The following is a 15,583-nucleotide window of genomic DNA, read 5'->3' as shown; positions in this document are numbered from 1 at the left end:
CTCAGACCGCCCTCATCAGCAGGGTCGCGGCGATCAGGATCGCCGTACCGCCGAACATCGAGACCGCGTACGTGCGGGCGTAGCCGTTCTGCAGCTTGCGCAGCCGGCCGGAGAGCCCGCCGAAGGAGGCAGCCGTGCCGTTGACCACGCCGTCGACCAGGGTGTGGTCGACGTAGACCAGGGAGCGGGTGAGGTGCTCGCCGCCGCGCACCAGGACCACGTGGTTGAAGTCGTCCTGGAGGAGATCGCGGCGGGCGGCCCGGGTGAGCAGCGAGCCGCGCGGCGCGAGGACCGGCACCGGCCTGCGTCCGTACATCCCCCAGGCGATACCGGCGCCGATGACCAGGACCACCATGGTGGCCGAGGTGACGGTGGCCGCGCTGAGCGGGGATTCTCCGTGGGAGTCCCCGGTGACGGGCTCCAGCCAGTTCAGGAACCGGTCGCCGATGGTGAAGAACGCGCCGGCGAAGACCGATCCGAAGGCCAGGACGATCATGGGGATCGTCATCGACTTCGGAGACTCGTGCGGATGCGGCTCATGGCCCGCCGCGTCCGGCTGCCAGCGCTTCTCGCCGAAGAAGGTCATCAGCATCACGCGGGTCATGTAGAACGCGGTGATGGCCGCGCCCAGCAGAGCCACGCCACCGAGGATCCAGCCCTCCGTACCGCCCTTGGCGAAGGCCGCCTCGATGATCTTGTCCTTGGAGAAGAAGCCGGACAGCCCCGGGAAGCCGATGATGGCCAGATAGCCGAGGCCGAAGGTGACGAAGGTGATCGGCATGTACTTCCGCAGGCCGCCGTACTTGCGCATGTCGACCTCGTCGTTCATGCCGTGCATGACCGATCCGGCGCCGAGGAAGAGCCCGGCCTTGAAGAAGCCGTGCGTCACCAGGTGCATGATCGCCCAGACGTAACCGATCGGGCCGAGGCCCGCCGCAAGGATCATGTAGCCGATCTGCGACATCGTCGAACCGGCCAGCGCCTTCTTGATGTCGTCCTTCGCGCAACCGACGATCGCACCGAAGAGGAGCGTGACCGCGCCGACGACCACGACCACCAACTGGGCGTCGGGCGCGCCATTGAAGATCGCCCCGGACCGGACGATGAGATACACGCCGGCGGTCACCATGGTCGCCGCGTGGATGAGGGCCGAGACCGGAGTCGGGCCTTCCATCGCGTCCCCGAGCCAGGACTGCAGCGGTACCTGTGCGGACTTGCCGCAGGCGGCCAGCAGCAGCATCAGCCCGATGGCCGTCAGCTTGCCCTCGCTCGTCTCACCGGTCGACGCCAGGACCGGCCCGAAGGCGAAGGTCCCGAAGGTGGTGAACATCAGCATGATCGCGATGGACAGGCCCATGTCGCCGACGCGGTTGACCAGGAAAGCCTTCTTCGCCGCCGTCGCCGCGCTGGGCTTGTGCTGCCAGAAGCCGATCAGGAGGTACGAGGCGAGGCCGACGCCCTCCCAGCCGACGTACAGCAGCAGGTAGTTGTCAGCGAGGACCAGCAGGAGCATCGCCGCGAGGAAGAGGTTCAGATAGCCGAAGAAGCGGCGGCGCCGCTCGTCGTGCTCCATGTACCCGATGGAGTACATGTGGATCAGCGAGCCGACCCCGGTGATCAGCAGGACGAACGTCATCGACAGCTGGTCCAGCTGGAAGGCGACGTCCGCCTGGAAGCTCTCGACGGGGATCCAGGTGTACAGCTTCACGTGCAGGGCGCGGTCGTCCGCGTCCTTGCCGAGCATGTTGACGAAGAGCACCACGCCCATGACGAAGGACGCGGCCGCGAACAGCGTGCCGATCAGCTGGCCGCTGCGGTCGAGCCGCCGCCCGCCGCACAGCAGGACCGCCGCTCCGAGCAAGGGCGCCGCGACGAGCAGCGCAATCAAGTTCTCCACGATTCAGCGACCCCTTACAGCTTCATCAGGCTGGCGTCGTCGACCGAGGCCGAGTGGCGAGAGCGGAACAGCGACACGATGATCGCGAGCCCGACCACGACCTCCGCGGCGGCCACGACCATCGTGAAGAAGGCGATGATCTGGCCGTCGAGATTGCCGTGCATCCGGGAGAAGGCGACGAACGCGAGGTTGCAGGCGTTGAGCATCAGCTCGACGCACATGAAGACGACGATCGCGTTCCGCCGGATCAGCACGCCGGCGGCGCCGATGGTGAACAGCAGCGCCGCGAGATACAGATAGTTGACGGGATTCACTTCGCGACCCCCTCTTCGTGTGCCTGCGAATCGTGGTCACGGCCGAGCCGCTCCTCCGCGCGCTGTTCCAGCGCCTTGAGGTCGTTGAGGGCATCGCTCGACACATCGCGGATCTGGCCGCGCTCCCGCAGCGTCTTGCTGACGGTGAGCTGGGAGGTGGTGCCGTCCGGCAGCAGGCCGGGGATGTCCACGGCGTTGTGCCGGGCGTAGACACCGGGTGCGGGCAGCGGGGGCAGTTGCCTGCCTTCCCGTACGCGCTGCTCGGCCAGCTCCCGCTGGGTCTTGGCCCGCTCGGTGCGCTCCCGGTGGGTGAGCACCATCGCGCCGACGGCCGCGGTGATCAGCAGCGCGCCGGTGATTTCGAAGGCGAACACGTACTTGGTGAACAGGAGAGCCGCGATGCCTTCGACATTGCCGCCGTACGCGCCGTTGGCCGCGCCCAGTCCGTTGAAGTTCTTCAGCGAGGCATTGGCGATACCGGCGATCAGCAGCACACCGAAGCCGAGACCGCAGGCCGCGGCGAGCCAGCGCTGGCCCTTCAGCGTCTCCTTGAGCGAGTCGGCGGCGGTGACGCCGACCAGCATGACGACGAAGAGGAACAGCATCATGATCGCGCCGGTGTAGACGATGATCTGGACGACTCCGAGGAAGTACGCCCCGTTGGCGAGATAGAAGACCGCCAGGATGATCATGGTCCCGGCGAGGCTGAGCGCGCTGTGCACGGCCCGCTTCATCAGGATCGTGCCGAGCGCGCCGAGCACGGCGATGGTGCCGAGCACCCAGAACTGGATGGCCTCACCCGTCGAAGTGACAGTGGCCGCGAGGGTGTTCATACGTCCGCCTCCTCGGCCTTCTGGGCCTTCTCGTCCTTGGAGACGGCGGCCTGCTGGACCGTGCCGGGAGCGGCCTCGGTGACCAGGCCCCGGTAGTAGTCCTGCTCGTCCGTGCCCGGGAAGATCGAGTGCGGAGAGTCGACCATGCCCTCCTCGAGACCGGCGAGCAGCTGCTCCTTCGTGTAGATGAGGTTCTCGCGGGAGCTGTCGGCCAGTTCGAACTCATTGGTCATGGTCAGCGCCCGCGTCGGACAGGCCTCGATGCACAGCCCGCACAGAATGCAGCGTGCGTAGTTGATCTGGTAGACCCGGCCGTACCTCTCACCCGGGGAGTAGCGCTCCTCGTCGGTGTTGTCCGCGCCCTCCACATAGATGGCGTCCGCCGGGCAGGCCCAGGCACACAGCTCGCAGCCGATGCACTTCTCGAGCCCGTCCGGATGACGGTTCAGCTGGTGCCGGCCGTGGAAGCGCGGCGCCGTGACCTTCTGCTGCTCCGGGTACTGCTCGGTCAGCCGCTTCTTGAACATGGCCTTGAAGGTCACGCCGAAGCCGGCAACCGGATTCTGGAACTTGTCCTCGGATCCCTCAGACATCGTCAGCCTCCTTTCCGTCACTGGAGCCGTCACCCTGAGTATCGGGGCCACCACTGACAATCAACTCGCGCTCTCGGCGCGGCCGCCTGCGCGGCACGGGCGGCAACTCCTGTCCCGGCAGCGGCGGTACGGGGAATCCGCCCGCCATCGGGTCGAAGGCCGGGGGCTCGCCCTTGGCGGCTTCGGCCTCCTGCTCCTTCTTGTTGCGGAACATGTCGGCGACGAAGGAGAGCAGCAGCACCGCGATGACCGCGCCTCCGACGTACAGCACGATCTGCTGGAAGTCGTAGTTCTCGTTTCGCAGCGCCCGTACGGTCGCGACCAGCATCAGCCAGACCACCGACACCGGGATGAGGACCTTCCAGCCGAGCTTCATCAGCTGGTCGTAACGGACGCGCGGCAGCGTGCCGCGCAGCCAGATGAAGAAGAAGAGCAGCAGCTGGACCTTGATGACGAACCAGAGCATCGGCCACCAGCCGTGGTTCGCGCCCTCCCAGAAGGTGGAGATGGGGTACGGAGCCCGCCAGCCGCCGAGGAAGAGCGTGACCGAGACCGCGGAGACGGTGACCATGTTGACGTACTCGGCCAGCATGAACATCGCGAACTTGATCGAGCTGTACTCGGTGTTGAAGCCGCCGACTAGATCGCCCTCGGACTCCGGCATGTCGAAGGGGGCGCGGTTGGTCTCGCCCACCATCGTGACGACGTAGATGATGAAGGAGACCGGCAGCAGGATGATGTACCAGCGGTCCGCCTGCGCCTCGACGATCGCCGAGGTCGACATCGACCCGGAGTAGAGGAAGACCGAGGCGAAGGCCGCGCCCATGGCGATCTCGTACGAGATCATCTGCGCGCAGGAGCGGAGTCCGCCGAGCAGCGGGTAGGTCGAGCCCGACGACCAGCCCGCCAGCACGATGCCGTAGATGCCGACGGAGGCGACCGCGAGGATGTAGAGCATCGCGATCGGCAGGTCGGTGAGCTGCATCGCGGTGCGCTGCCCGAAGATCGAGACCTCGTTGTTGGAGGGCCCGAAGGGGATCACGGCGATCGCCATGAAGGCCGGGATCGCCGCGACGATCGGAGCGAGGACATAGACGACCTTGTCCGCGCGCTTGACGATCAGGTCTTCCTTGAGCATCAGCTTGATGCCGTCGGCGAGCGACTGGAGCATGCCCCAGGGGCCGTGCCGGTTGGGTCCGATGCGCAACTGCATCCAGGCGACGACCTTGCGCTCCCACACGATGGAGAAGAGCACGGTGATCATCAGGAAGGCGAAGCAGAACACGGCCTTGATGGCGACGAGCCACCAGGGGTCGGTCCCGAACATCGAGAGATCCTCAGCGGCGAGGACGCTCCGCTGCGCTTCGGCGACTTGAGCGAGGGCGGTCATGCGCGCACCTCCGGTGCGGGGGTGGCCGGTGCTGCGCCCGGCTGAACGGCCACCTCAGGGGGGGCGGTGAAGGCGGTCACGACTGAACCTCCGCGTCCGTGGCGGCAGCCTCCGCGGCCGCCGGGCCGATGCGGACCAGCTGTCCGGGGACTGCCCCGGTGTCCGAAGTGACGCCGCCGCCCACGGAGTTCAGCGGCAGCCACACCACCTTGTCGGGCATCTCGCTCACCTGGAGCGGCAGCCGCACCTCGCCGGCGGGCCCGCTGACGGCCAGGACGTCGCCGTCCTTCACGCCCGTCTCGGCCGCCGTGGCCGCCGAGAGCCTGGCGACCGCGGCATGGCGAGTACCCGCCAGTGCCTCGTCGCCCTGCTGCAGCAGGCCCTGGTCGAGCAGCAGCCGGTGGCCCGCGAGGACCGCCTCGCCCTCGCCGGGGCGGGGCAGGGTCTGGGCGGACTCCAGCGGTTGGGTGGCCCGGGGGCCGTCCCAGATGCCGAGCCGGTCCAGCTCCCTGCGTACGGACTTGAGGTCCGGCAGCCCGAAACTGACGTCGAGCGCGTCCGCGAGCATGTGCAGCACCCGCGCATCGGTCGGCGCGAGGCGACGGGTCATCTGCTCGGGCTTGAGCGCGGCCTCGAACAGCCTTGCCCTGCCCTCCCAGTTGAGGAAGGTGCCGGGCTTCTCGGCGACGGCCGCGACCGGGAAGACCACGTCCGCCCGCTCGGTGACCTCGCTCGGCCGCAGCTCCAGGGAGACCAGGAAGCCGACCGCGTCGAGTGCTGCACGCGCGCGTGCCGGGTCGGGGAGGTCCGCGAGCTCGACGCCCGCCACGAGCAGCGCGCCCAGTTCGCCGGTGGCCGCGGCCTCGACGATCTGGCCGGTGTCGCGGCCGTAGCGGTGCGGGAGTTCGCGTACTCGCCAGGCCGCCGCGGTCTCCTCGCGGGCCCGCGGGTCGGTGGCCGGACGTCCGCCGGGCAGCAGCGAGGGGATCGCGCCCGCCTCGATCGCGCCGCGTTCGCCCGCCCTGCGCGGGATCCACACCAGGTGCGCGCCCGTGGCGGTCGCGGCCAGAGCGGCCGCGGTCAGCCCGCCGGGCACGCCCGCCAGCCGCTCGCCGACCACGATCACCGCACCTTCGGTGCGCAGTGCCTCGGCCGCCTTCGCGGCGTCGCCCTTCAGACCGGTGCCGGAAGCCAGCGCGTCCAGCCACTCGGTCTCGGTCCCGGGCGCCGCGGGCAGCAGCGTGCCGCCCGCCTTCGTCAGGCCCCGGGTGGCGTGGGTGGCCACGGCGAAGGTGCGCTGGCCGTGCTTGCGGTTCGCCTTGCGCAGCCGCAGGAAGACGCCGGGGGCCTCCTCCTCCGACTCGAACCCGACGAGCAGGACCGTCGGCGCCTTCTCCAGCGAGGTGTACGTGACGCCCTCGCCGTCCAGGTCCCTGCCGCGGCCCGCGACACGGGCGGCCAGGAAGTCGGCCTCCTCGCTGCTGTGCACGCGCGCGCGGAAGTCGACGTCGTTGGTGTCGAGTGCGACCCGGGCGAACTTGGCGTACGCGTAGGAGTCCTCGACGGTGAGCCGGCCGCCCACCAGGACACCGGCGCGGCCGCGGGCGGCGCTCAGCCCGCGGGCCGCCGCCTCCAGCGCCTCGGGCCAGCTCGCCGGTTCCAGGACGCCGGCGTCATTGCGTACGAGCGGAGTCGTGAGCCGGTCCGGCTTCTGCGCGTAACGGAAGCCGAAACGCCCCTTGTCGCAGAGCCACTCCTCGTTGACCTCGGGGTCCTCGGCCGCCATGCGTCGCATGACCTTGCCGCGCCGGTGGTCGGTACGCGTCGCGCAGCCGCCCGCGCAGTGCTCGCAGACCGAGGGCGAGGACACCAGGTCGAAGGGGCGGGAGCGGAAGCGGTACGCGGCCGAGGTGAGCGCGCCCACCGGGCAGATCTGGATGGTGTTCCCGGAGAAGTACGACTCGAAGGGGTCGCCCTCGCCGGTGCCGACCTGCTGCAGTGCGCCGCGCTCGAGCAGCTCGATCATGGGGTCGCCCGCGACCTGGTTGGAGAAGCGGGTGCAGCGGGCGCAGAGCACGCACCGCTCGCGGTCGAGCAGCACCTGTGTGGAGATCGGCACGGGCTTCTCGTACGTGCGCTTCTTGCCCTCGAAGCGGCTGTCCGGGTCGCCGACCTGCATGGCCTGGTTCTGCAGGGGGCACTCGCCGCCCTTGTCGCAGACCGGACAGTCCAGCGGGTGGTTGATCAGCAGCAGCTCCATCACACCGCGCTGGGCCTTCTCGGCGACCGGCGAGGTGAGCTGCGACTTGACGACCATGCCGTCGGTGCAGGTGATGGTGCAGGACGCCATCGGCTTGCGCTGGCCCTCGACCTCGACGATGCACTGGCGGCAGGCGCCGACCGGGTCGAGGAGGGGGTGGTCGCAGAACCGGGGGATCTCGATGCCGAGCAGTTCGGCGGCCCGGATGACCAGGGTGCCCTTGGGCACGCTGATCTCGATGCCGTCGATCGTCAGCGTGACGAGGTCTTCCGGCGGAAGTGCCGCCTCCCCGCCCCCGGAGGGAGCGCTGTTTGTCGTGACCGTCATGCGTTCACCTCCAGGTGCTTGTCGGCCCAGGCGGTCGACTTGGCGGGGTCGAAGGGGCAGCCCTTGCCGGTGATGTGCTGCTCGTACTCCTCGCGGAAGTACTTGAGCGAGGAGAAGATCGGGGACGCGGCGCCGTCGCCGAGCGCGCAGAAGGACTTGCCGTTGATGTTGTCGGCGATGTCGTTCAGCTTGTCGAGGTCGGACATGACGCCCTTGCCCGCCTCGATGTCGCGCAGCAACTGGACCAGCCAGTAGGTGCCTTCGCGGCAGGGTGTGCACTTGCCGCAGGACTCGTGGGCGTAGAACTCGGTCCACCGGGTGACGGCCCGCACCACGCAGGTGGTCTCGTCGAAGCACTGCAGCGCCTTGGTGCCGAGCATCGAACCGGCGGCGCCCACACCCTCGTAGTCCAGCGGGACATCGAGATGCTCGTCGGTGAACATCGGGGTCGAAGAGCCGCCCGGCGTCCAGAACTTGAGCCGGTGGCCGGGGCGCATGCCGCCGCTCATGTCGAGCAGCTGGCGCAGGGTGATGCCGAGCGGTGCCTCGTACTGGCCGGGGCCCGCGACATGGCCGCTGAGCGAGTAGAGCGTGAAGCCCGGGGACTTCTCGCTGCCCATCGACTTGAACCAGTCCTTGCCCCGATGGAGGATCGCGGGAACCGACGCGATGGACTCGACGTTGTTCACCACAGTGGGGCACGCGTACAGACCGGCGACCGCGGGGAAGGGGGGACGCAGCCGGGGCTGACCGCGACGGCCCTCCAGTGAGTCCAGCAGCGCGGTCTCCTCACCGCAGATGTACGCGCCCGCGCCCGCGTGCACGGTGAGTTCGAGGTCGAGTCCGCTGCCGAGAATGTTCTTGCCGAGGTAGCCCGCCTCGTACGCCTCGCGTACGGCTTCGTGCAGCCGCCGCAGTACGGGGACGACTTCACCGCGCAGATAGATGAACGCGTGAGACGAACGGATCGCATAGCAGGCGATCACGATGCCTTCGATGAGCGAATGCGGGTTGGCGAAGAGGAGCGGGATGTCCTTGCAGGTCCCGGGCTCCGACTCGTCGGCGTTGACAACAAGATAGTGAGGCTTGCCGTCGCCCTGCGGAATGAACTGCCACTTCATTCCGGTGGGGAAGCCGGCGCCGCCGCGGCCGCGCAGACCCGAGTCCTTGACGTAGGCGATGAGGTCGTCCGGCGACATGGCCAGCGCCTTGCGGAGCCCCTCGTATCCGTCGTGCCGCTTGTAGGTCTCCAGCGTCCAGCTCTCCGGCGCGTCCCAGAAGGCCGACAGGACGGGTGCGAGCAGCTTCTCGGCGCTGGTCTCGCCCCCGGCGCCCGGCCCGGAGGAGCCGCTGTATTCGGTGGACATGGTCATCACTCCCCCTCCTCGGCGTCACGCGGGTGCACCACTCGCGGGGCCTCGCCCCTGGCGAGCCGCAGGCCCACCAGCGAGGCGGGACCCGCGCCGCCGCCCGCCTCGACCGCGCCGGGGCGCTCGTCGGGGAAGCCGGCCAGGATCCGCGCGGTCTCCTGGTACGTGCACAGCGGCGCTCCGCGGGTGGGAGTCACCTGCTCCCCGGCCCGGAGGTCGTCCACCAGCTGCTTGGCGGACTCGACGGTCTGGTTGTCGAAAAACTCCCAATTGACCATCACCACGGGAGCGAAGTCGCAGGCCGCGTTGCACTCGATGTGTTCGAGGGTGACCTTGCCGTCCTCGGTCGTCTCGTTGTTGCCGACGGCGAGGTGCTCCTTGAGCCCCTCGAAGATGGCGTCCCCGCCCATCACCGCGCACAGGGTGTTGGTGCAGACGCCCACCTGGTAGTCGCCGCTCGGCTTGCGGCGGTACATCGAGTAGAAGGTGGAGACCGCGGTGACCTCGGCCGTGGTCAGGCTCAGCATCTCGGCGCAGAACCGGACGCCGGTGCGGGTCACATATCCCTCTTCCGCCTGCACCAGGTGCAGCAGCGGCAGCAGGGCCGACCTGCTGTCGGGGTAGCGGGCGATGATCTCCTTGGCGTCCGCTTCGAGCCGGGCGCGCACATCGGCCGGGTAGTCGGGGGCGGGGAGCTGCGGCATCCCCAGTTGAACCTCTTGCTTGGGCGACTGGGCCGTCATCGGTCGACGCCTCCCATCACGGGGTCGATGGACGCGACGGCGACGATGACGTCGGCGACCTGGCCGCCTTCGCACATCGCCGCCATGGCCTGGAGATTGGTGAAGGACGGGTCGCGGAAGTGGACCCGGTAGGGGCGGGTGCCGCCGTCGGAGACGACATGGACGCCGAGCTCGCCCTTGGGTGACTCGACTGCCGCGTAAGCCTGACCGGCCGGCACCCGGAAGCCCTCGGTCACCAGCTTGAAGTGGTGGATCAGGGCCTCCATGGAGGTGCCCATGATCTTCTTGATGTGGTCGAGGGAGTTGCCGAGTCCGTCGGGCCCGAGCGCGAGCTGCGCGGGCCAGGCGATCTTCTTGTCGGCGACCATGACCGGTCCCGGCTCCAGACGGTCCAGGCACTGCTCGACGATGCGCAGCGACTGCCGCATCTCTTCGAGGCGGATGAGGAAGCGGCCGTACGCATCGCAGCTGTCGGCGGTGGGGACGTCGAAGTCGTACGTCTCGTAGCCGCAGTACGGGTCGGTCTTGCGCAGATCGTGGGCGAGGCCCGCGGCGCGCAGGATCGGGCCGGTCGCGCCGAGCGCCATGCAGCCGGTCAGATCGAGATGGCCGATGTCCTGCATACGGCCCTTGAAGATGGGGTTGCCGGTGGCGAGCTTGTCGTACTCCGGCATGTTCTTGGTCATCTTCTTGACGAACTCACGCACCGCGTCGACCGCGCCCGGCGGCAGGTCCTGGGCGAGTCCCCCGGGCCGGATGAACGCGTGGTTCATCCGCAGGCCGGTGATCAGCTCGTACAGGTCCAGGATCATCTCGCGGTCCCGGAAGCCGTAGATCATGATCGTGGTGGCGCCGAGCTCCATGCCCCCGGTGGCGATGCAGACCAGATGGGACGAGAGCCGGTTGAGCTCCATCAGCAGGACGCGGATGATGCTCGCCCGGTCCGGGATCTGGTCGGTGATGCCGAGCAGCTTCTCCACGCCCAGGCAGTACGCCGTCTCGTTGTAGAACGAGGTGAGGTAGTCCATGCGCGTGACGAACGTGGTGCCCTGCGTCCAGGTCCGGTACTCGAGGTTCTTCTCGATGCCGGTGTGGAGGTAGCCGATGCCGCAGCGGGCCTCGGTGACCGTCTCGCCGTCGATCTCCAGGATGAGGCGGAGCACGCCGTGCGTGGAGGGGTGCTGCGGGCCCATGTTGACGACGATGCGCTCGTCGTCGGCCTTGGCCGCGGACTGGACGACCTCGTCCCAGTCGCCGCCGGTGACTGTATAGACAGTCCCCTCGGTGGTCTCACGGGGGCTTGCAGGTGGGGTGGTCACGAGTACGACCTCCGCTGGTCCGGAGCCGGGATCTGGGCGCCCTTGTACTCGACGGCGATGCCGCCGAGCGGATAGTCCTTGCGCTGCGGGAAGCCCTGCCAGTCGTCCGGCATCATGATCCGGGTGAGGGCGGGGTGGCCGTCGAAGACGATCCCGAAGAAGTCGTACGTCTCGCGCTCGTGCCAGTCGTTGGTCGGATAGACCTCGACCAGGGACGGGACGTGCGGATCGCTGTCCGGGGCGGAGACTTCGAGGCGGATCAGCCGGCCATGGGTGATCGAGCGCAGGTGGTAGACGGCGTGCAGCTCGCGGCCCTTGTCCTGGAGGTAGTGGACACCACTGACGCCCGTGCAGAGCTCGAAGCGCAGTGCCGGGTCGTCGCGCAGGGTGCGGGCCACCTGGAGCAGGTGCTCGCGGGCGATGTGGAAGGTGAGCTCGCCGCGGTCGACGACCGTCTTCTCGATGGCGTTCTCGGGGACGAGTCCCTGTTCTTCCAGCGCGCCTTCGAGTTCGTCGGCCACCTCGTCGAAGTAGCCGCCGTAGGGGCGGTGCGAGGCGCCCGGCAGGGTCACGGTCCTGACGAGCCCGCCGTAGCCGCTCGTGTCCCCACCGTCGCCGGCGCCGAACATGCCCCTGCGTACGCCGATGACCTCCGGCGAATCGTCGCGCGGGGCGGGGACGTTGTTACCGTTGGTGTGTTCGCCGTCACTCACCGGAGCAGCCCCTTCATCTCGATGGTGGGGAGCGCCTTGAGGGCCGCTTCCTCCGCCTCGCGGGCCGCTTCCTCCGCGTTCACACCGAGCTTGGAGCTCTGGATCTTCTGGTGGAGCTTGAGAATCGCGTCCAACAGCATCTCGGGACGCGGCGGGCAGCCCGGCAAATAGATGTCAACGGGAACAACGTGATCAACACCCTGCACAATCGCATAATTGTTGAACATTCCGCCCGATGACGCACAAACGCCCATGGAGATAACCCACTTGGGGTTGGGCATCTGGTCGTAGACCTGCCGCAGGACGGGCGCCATCTTCTGGCTGACGCGTCCGGCGACGATCATCAGGTCGGCCTGGCGCGGCGAACCGCGGAAGACCTCCATGCCGAAGCGGGCCAGGTCGTACCGTCCGGCGCCCGTGGTCATCATTTCGATGGCGCAGCAGGCCAGACCGAAGGTGGCCGGGAAGACGGATGACTTGCGCACCCAGCCCGAGGCCTGTTCGACCGTGGTCAGCAGGAAACCGCTCGGCAGCTTCTCTTCGATTCCCATTGGTGTGCCCCTCAGCCCCTCAGTCCCATTCCAGGCCGCCGCGCCGCCATACATAGGCGTAGGCGACGAAGACGGTGAGCACGAAGAGCAGCATCTCCACGAGCCCGAAAATCCCCAGGGCGTCGAAGGTGACCGCCCAGGGATAGAGGAAGACGATCTCGATGTCGAAGACGATGAAGAGCATCGCCGTCAGGTAGTACTTGATGGGAAAGCGGCCGCCTCCGGCCGGCGTGGGAGTGGGCTCGATGCCGCACTCATACGCTTCCAGTTTTGCGCGGTTGTACCGCTTTGGGCCGATAAGCGTGGCCATGACCACGGAGAAGATCGCAAACCCTGCCCCGAGGGCGCCGAGCACAAGGATGGGCGCGTAAGCATTCACCCTCCCCGCTCCTTCCAGTCGTCCTTGACCGTTGGACCGCACCGGGCATCCGCCTCGCCGCCTCGCGAAGATCGTGCACATGTGAGGCAGTTCACAAGCCCGACTGCTCCGCATCCTATGCCTGCCGGTCTGTGATCTGCGACACGGGGTGGCCCAACGTCTTTGTGATCTCCACCACCAGGCGAACGATCATGAAGTCGGATGAGCGGTGATCTTCATACGCGAAGCGCCCGAGTGATCACCAGACGTGACATCTGGCCGTGTTACCGCTGGTCGGAGACGTGGCGCCCTATCAAGGGGTGGCCCGTACAGGCAAATTGGCGATGGACCGCATCGGGTGATAGTGGACGCACCCTCACCCGTCCGGGCAACAGGGCGGATTGAGGTGGACGCGTGCACGCGTTCACGAGCTCTCACGTTCTCCGAACGGTGACCTTCCTGTGACCTGTACCACTCGCTCCCGGGCTCAACAAAAGCGGGCTTGGCCATGGGTGTGAAGCGATGGTAGGCGCCAGGCAATTCGGACCTTTCACGGAAAGGCCGTGATCACAGCCGGAATCACGGGTGCCCGGTTTGCCCGTTACGGCGTCAATAAGGGCGCAACATAAGCGGATTCAGGCGTTCCGAACGTAACTGTGGCGCAACACACGTTTCTTGAAGGGAACCGGGCGCCCCTGATAGCGGTAGTACTCATGTCCCACACCGCTCACATACCCAGCCACCGGAAGCCCCGCCGCAGCAGCTCGAAGCTCGCACTGCGGGCCGGAGTTGCCGGTGGCGTCCTCAGCACCATCGCAGTGGCTTCAGGAGCCGGGCCGGCGACCGCCGAGCCGGTGACCGAGACCATTGAGATGCCCACGCTCACCTCCGGCCTCTCCGCCGCCGTCGCGCAGTCCGCCGAGGCCACTCAGCAGGTCGCCCTCGACCTCGAGCTGCAGGTCCAGGAGGACGCTGCGGCCGCCAAGGCCGCGCAGACCGCCAAGAAGGCCAAGGCCGAGGCCGAGCGCAAGGCCGAGGCCAAGGAGAAGGCCGAAGCGAAGGAGCGCGCCGAGGCCGAGGCGAAGGAGCGCGCCTCGCGCGACTCCGAGCGCACCACGCTCTCCGCGAAGACCAGCACCTCCTCCAACGCGACGGGCTCCGCAGCGACCGTTGTCGCCTTCCTCAAGGCGCAGCTCGGCGACGCCTACGTCATGGGTGCCACCGGCCCGAACTCCTGGGACTGCTCCAGCCTGGTCCAGGCCGCGTTCCGCCAGGTCGGCGTCGACCTCCCCCGCGTCTCGCAGGACCAGTCGGTCGCCGGTACCCAGGTGGGCACCAGCAACCTCCAGGTCGGCGACATCCTGTACTGGGGCGGCGCCGGCAGCGCGTACCACACCGGTGTCTACATCGGCGACGGCCAGTACCTCGACGCCGCCAACCCCGGCAAGGGCGTCGTGATCCAGGACCTGTCGGGCTACCCGGCGAGCGGTGCGGTCCGCGTACTCTGAGCGCAGATATCGCATATACGGACACAAAGGGCCGCGGCTCCCCCGCTCGGGGGTGGAGCCGCGGCCCTTCGCCGTGCCGTATCGCTCAGGCCTTCGGGGCCACCTTCGAGAGGCCGTTGATGATCCGGTCCATAGCGTCGCCGCCCGTCGGGTCGGTGAGGTTGGCCAGCATCTTCAGCGTGAACTTCATCAGCAGCGGGTGGCTCAGTCCGCGCTGGGTCGCGATCTTCATGACCTTCGGGTTGCCGATGAGCTTCACGAACCCGCGGCCCAGCGTGTAGTAACCGCCGTAGGTGTCCTTGAGGACCTTCGGGTAGCGGTGCAGCGCCAGCTCGCGCTGCGCCGGGGTCTGGCGGGCGTGCGCCTGGACGATCACGTCGGCGACAAGCTGCCCGGACTCCATGGCGTACGCGATGCCCTCGCCGTTGAACGGGTTGACCAGGCCGCCCGCGTCGCCCACCAGGAGGAGACCGCGCGTGTAGTGCGGCTGGCGGTTGAAGGCCATCGGGAGCGCGGCGCCGCGGATCGGCATCGTCATGTTCTCCTCGGTGTACCCCCAGTCCTCCGGCATCGAGGCGCACCAGGCCTTCAGCACCTCGCGCCAGTCCAGCTCCTTGAAGGAGGCGGAGGTGTTGAGCACGCCGAGGCCGACATTGGAGGTGCCGTCGCCCATGCCGAAGATCCAGCCGTAGCCGGGCAGCAGCCGGTCCTCGCCCGGGCCGCGGCGGTCCCACAGCTCCAGCCAGGACTCCAGGTAGTCGTCGTCGTGACGGGGCGAGGTGAAGTACGTCCGCACGGCCACGCCCATCGGGCGGTCCTCGCGCCTGTGCAGCCCCATGGCGAGGGAGATCCGGGAGGAGTTGCCGTCGGCGGCGACCACGAGCGGGGCGTGGAAGGTGACCGGGGTCTTCTCCTCGCCCAGCTTGGCGTTCACGCCGGTGATACGGCCCGTACGGTCGTCGATGATCGGGACCCCGACATTGCACCGCTCGTACAGCCGCGCGCCCGCCTTCTGCGCCTGCCGGGCCAGCTGCTCGTCGAAGTCGTCGCGCTTACGGACAAGTCCGTAGTCCGGGTAAGAGGCGAGATCCGGCCAGTCGAGCTGCAGCCGCACGCCGCCGCCGATGATCCGCAGGCCCTTGTTGCGCAGCCAGCCGGCTTCCTCGGAGATGTCGATGCCCATGGCGACCAGCTGCTTGGTGGCGCGTGGGGTCAGGCCGTCGCCGCACACCTTCTCGCGCGGGAAGGCGGTCTTCTCCAGGAGCAGGACATCCAGTCCGGCCTTGGCCAGGTAGTACGCGGTCGTGGAGCCGGCCGGGCCTGCCCCGACGACGATCACATCGGCGGTGTGTTCGGAGAGGGGCTCGGTCACGGCGGGTTCTCCCGAAGACTCGATATTGCGTACCG

General features: G+C 68.2%; 14 protein-coding genes. 1 reads left to right on the top strand and 13 read right to left on the bottom strand.

The annotated features are described in order from the left end of the window. Window position 1: 1 nt before the first annotated feature. The 12 genes from nuoL to OG741_RS23480 all read right to left on the bottom strand — a co-directional run bounded on the left by nuoL (window position 2) and on the right by OG741_RS23480 (window position 12,689). The gene (gene nuoL, locus OG741_RS23535) at window positions 2–1,897 is read right to left on the bottom strand and encodes an NADH-quinone oxidoreductase subunit L (RefSeq protein WP_405600954.1); all 1,896 of its coding nucleotides are present in this window, start codon (window positions 1,895–1,897) and stop codon (window positions 2–4) included. Window positions 1,898–1,911: 14 nt separating this feature from the next. Continuing rightward, window positions 1,912–2,211 (bottom strand): NADH-quinone oxidoreductase subunit NuoK, encoded by a 300-nt coding sequence (nuoK, locus tag OG741_RS23530; protein WP_069927518.1) that lies wholly within the window; start codon window positions 2,209–2,211, stop codon window positions 1,912–1,914. Continuing rightward, complete coding sequence (locus OG741_RS23525; RefSeq protein ID WP_405600952.1) at window positions 2,208–3,044, bottom strand: NADH-quinone oxidoreductase subunit J; 837 nt, start codon at window positions 3,042–3,044, stop codon at window positions 2,208–2,210. The genes nuoK and OG741_RS23525 overlap by 4 nt, the downstream gene beginning before the upstream one ends. Beyond that, on the bottom strand, window positions 3,041–3,637 hold the full coding sequence (gene nuoI / locus OG741_RS23520; RefSeq protein WP_405600950.1) for an NADH-quinone oxidoreductase subunit NuoI: 597 nt from the start codon (window positions 3,635–3,637) through the stop codon (window positions 3,041–3,043). The genes OG741_RS23525 and nuoI overlap by 4 nt, the downstream gene beginning before the upstream one ends. Then, a complete protein-coding gene (gene nuoH / locus OG741_RS23515) occupies window positions 3,630–5,027 on the bottom strand; it encodes an NADH-quinone oxidoreductase subunit NuoH (RefSeq protein ID WP_405600948.1) in 1,398 nt (465 codons plus the stop codon). The genes nuoI and nuoH overlap by 8 nt, the downstream gene beginning before the upstream one ends. 76 nt (window positions 5,028–5,103) lie before the next feature. Further along, window positions 5,104–7,614: an NADH-quinone oxidoreductase subunit G gene (locus OG741_RS23510; protein WP_405600946.1), complete on the bottom strand. Its 2,511-nt coding sequence runs from the start codon at window positions 7,612–7,614 to the stop codon at window positions 5,104–5,106. After that, a complete protein-coding gene (nuoF, locus tag OG741_RS23505; protein ID WP_266479356.1) occupies window positions 7,611–8,987 on the bottom strand; it encodes an NADH-quinone oxidoreductase subunit NuoF in 1,377 nt (458 codons plus the stop codon). The genes OG741_RS23510 and nuoF overlap by 4 nt, the downstream gene beginning before the upstream one ends. Further along, window positions 8,987–9,727 carry an NADH-quinone oxidoreductase subunit NuoE gene (nuoE, locus tag OG741_RS23500; RefSeq protein WP_405600943.1) on the bottom strand — a complete coding sequence of 247 codons (741 nt, stop codon included), beginning with the start codon at window positions 9,725–9,727 and terminating at the stop codon, window positions 8,987–8,989. The genes nuoF and nuoE overlap by 1 nt, the downstream gene beginning before the upstream one ends. Then, on the bottom strand, window positions 9,724–11,046 hold the full coding sequence (locus OG741_RS23495) for an NADH-quinone oxidoreductase subunit D (protein ID WP_405600940.1): 1,323 nt from the start codon (window positions 11,044–11,046) through the stop codon (window positions 9,724–9,726). The genes nuoE and OG741_RS23495 overlap by 4 nt, the downstream gene beginning before the upstream one ends. After that, window positions 11,043–11,759: an NADH-quinone oxidoreductase subunit C gene (locus OG741_RS23490; RefSeq protein WP_405600938.1), complete on the bottom strand. Its 717-nt coding sequence runs from the start codon at window positions 11,757–11,759 to the stop codon at window positions 11,043–11,045. The genes OG741_RS23495 and OG741_RS23490 overlap by 4 nt, the downstream gene beginning before the upstream one ends. Further along, window positions 11,756–12,310 (bottom strand): NuoB/complex I 20 kDa subunit family protein, encoded by a 555-nt coding sequence (locus OG741_RS23485; protein ID WP_405600935.1) that lies wholly within the window; start codon window positions 12,308–12,310, stop codon window positions 11,756–11,758. Before OG741_RS23485 ends, OG741_RS23490 begins: the two co-directional genes overlap by 4 nt. Window positions 12,311–12,329: 19 nt before the next feature. Next, window positions 12,330–12,689 (bottom strand): NADH-quinone oxidoreductase subunit A, encoded by a 360-nt coding sequence (locus OG741_RS23480; RefSeq protein ID WP_003992243.1) that lies wholly within the window; start codon window positions 12,687–12,689, stop codon window positions 12,330–12,332. 692 nt (window positions 12,690–13,381) lie between these two features. Here OG741_RS23480 and OG741_RS23475 point away from each other — a divergent pair. After that, entirely contained in the window at window positions 13,382–14,176 is a 795-nt protein-coding gene (locus OG741_RS23475) for a C40 family peptidase (protein ID WP_405600933.1), read from the top strand. An 85-nt stretch (window positions 14,177–14,261) separates the two neighbouring features. Here the strand turns inward: OG741_RS23475 and OG741_RS23470 are convergent, their stop codons facing one another. Next, a complete protein-coding gene (locus tag OG741_RS23470) occupies window positions 14,262–15,548 on the bottom strand; it encodes a geranylgeranyl reductase family protein (protein ID WP_405600932.1) in 1,287 nt (428 codons plus the stop codon). Between the last annotated feature and the right edge of the window lie 35 nt (window positions 15,549–15,583).

The sequence above is a fragment of the Streptomyces sp. NBC_01410 genome, from assembly GCF_045040195.1.
In the GTDB taxonomy this organism is placed as follows: Bacteria; Actinomycetota; Actinomycetes; order Streptomycetales; family Streptomycetaceae; genus Streptomyces.
The sequence above is the reverse complement of the archived record's forward strand: the minus strand, read 5'-3'. Positions and strand labels throughout refer to the sequence as shown.

Excerpts from the sequence above, each read along its gene's own strand:
- OG741_RS23485 (WP_405600935.1), bottom strand. The coding sequence starts at position 12,310 with ATGGGAATCGAAGAGAAGCTGCCGAGCGGTTTCCTGCTGACCACGGTC.
- OG741_RS23475 (WP_405600933.1), top strand. The coding sequence starts at position 13,382 with ATGTCCCACACCGCTCACATACCCAGCCACCGGAAGCCCCGCCGCAGC.
- OG741_RS23510 (WP_405600946.1), bottom strand. The coding sequence starts at position 7,614 with ATGACGGTCACGACAAACAGCGCTCCCTCCGGGGGCGGGGAGGCGGCA.
- nuoI (WP_405600950.1), bottom strand. The coding sequence starts at position 3,637 with ATGTCTGAGGGATCCGAGGACAAGTTCCAGAATCCGGTTGCCGGCTTC.
- nuoF (WP_266479356.1), bottom strand. The coding sequence starts at position 8,987 with ATGACCATGTCCACCGAATACAGCGGCTCCTCCGGGCCGGGCGCCGGG.
- nuoE (WP_405600943.1), bottom strand. The coding sequence starts at position 9,727 with ATGACGGCCCAGTCGCCCAAGCAAGAGGTTCAACTGGGGATGCCGCAG.
- nuoH (WP_405600948.1), bottom strand. The coding sequence starts at position 5,027 with ATGACCGCCCTCGCTCAAGTCGCCGAAGCGCAGCGGAGCGTCCTCGCC.
- OG741_RS23525 (WP_405600952.1), bottom strand. The coding sequence starts at position 3,044 with ATGAACACCCTCGCGGCCACTGTCACTTCGACGGGTGAGGCCATCCAG.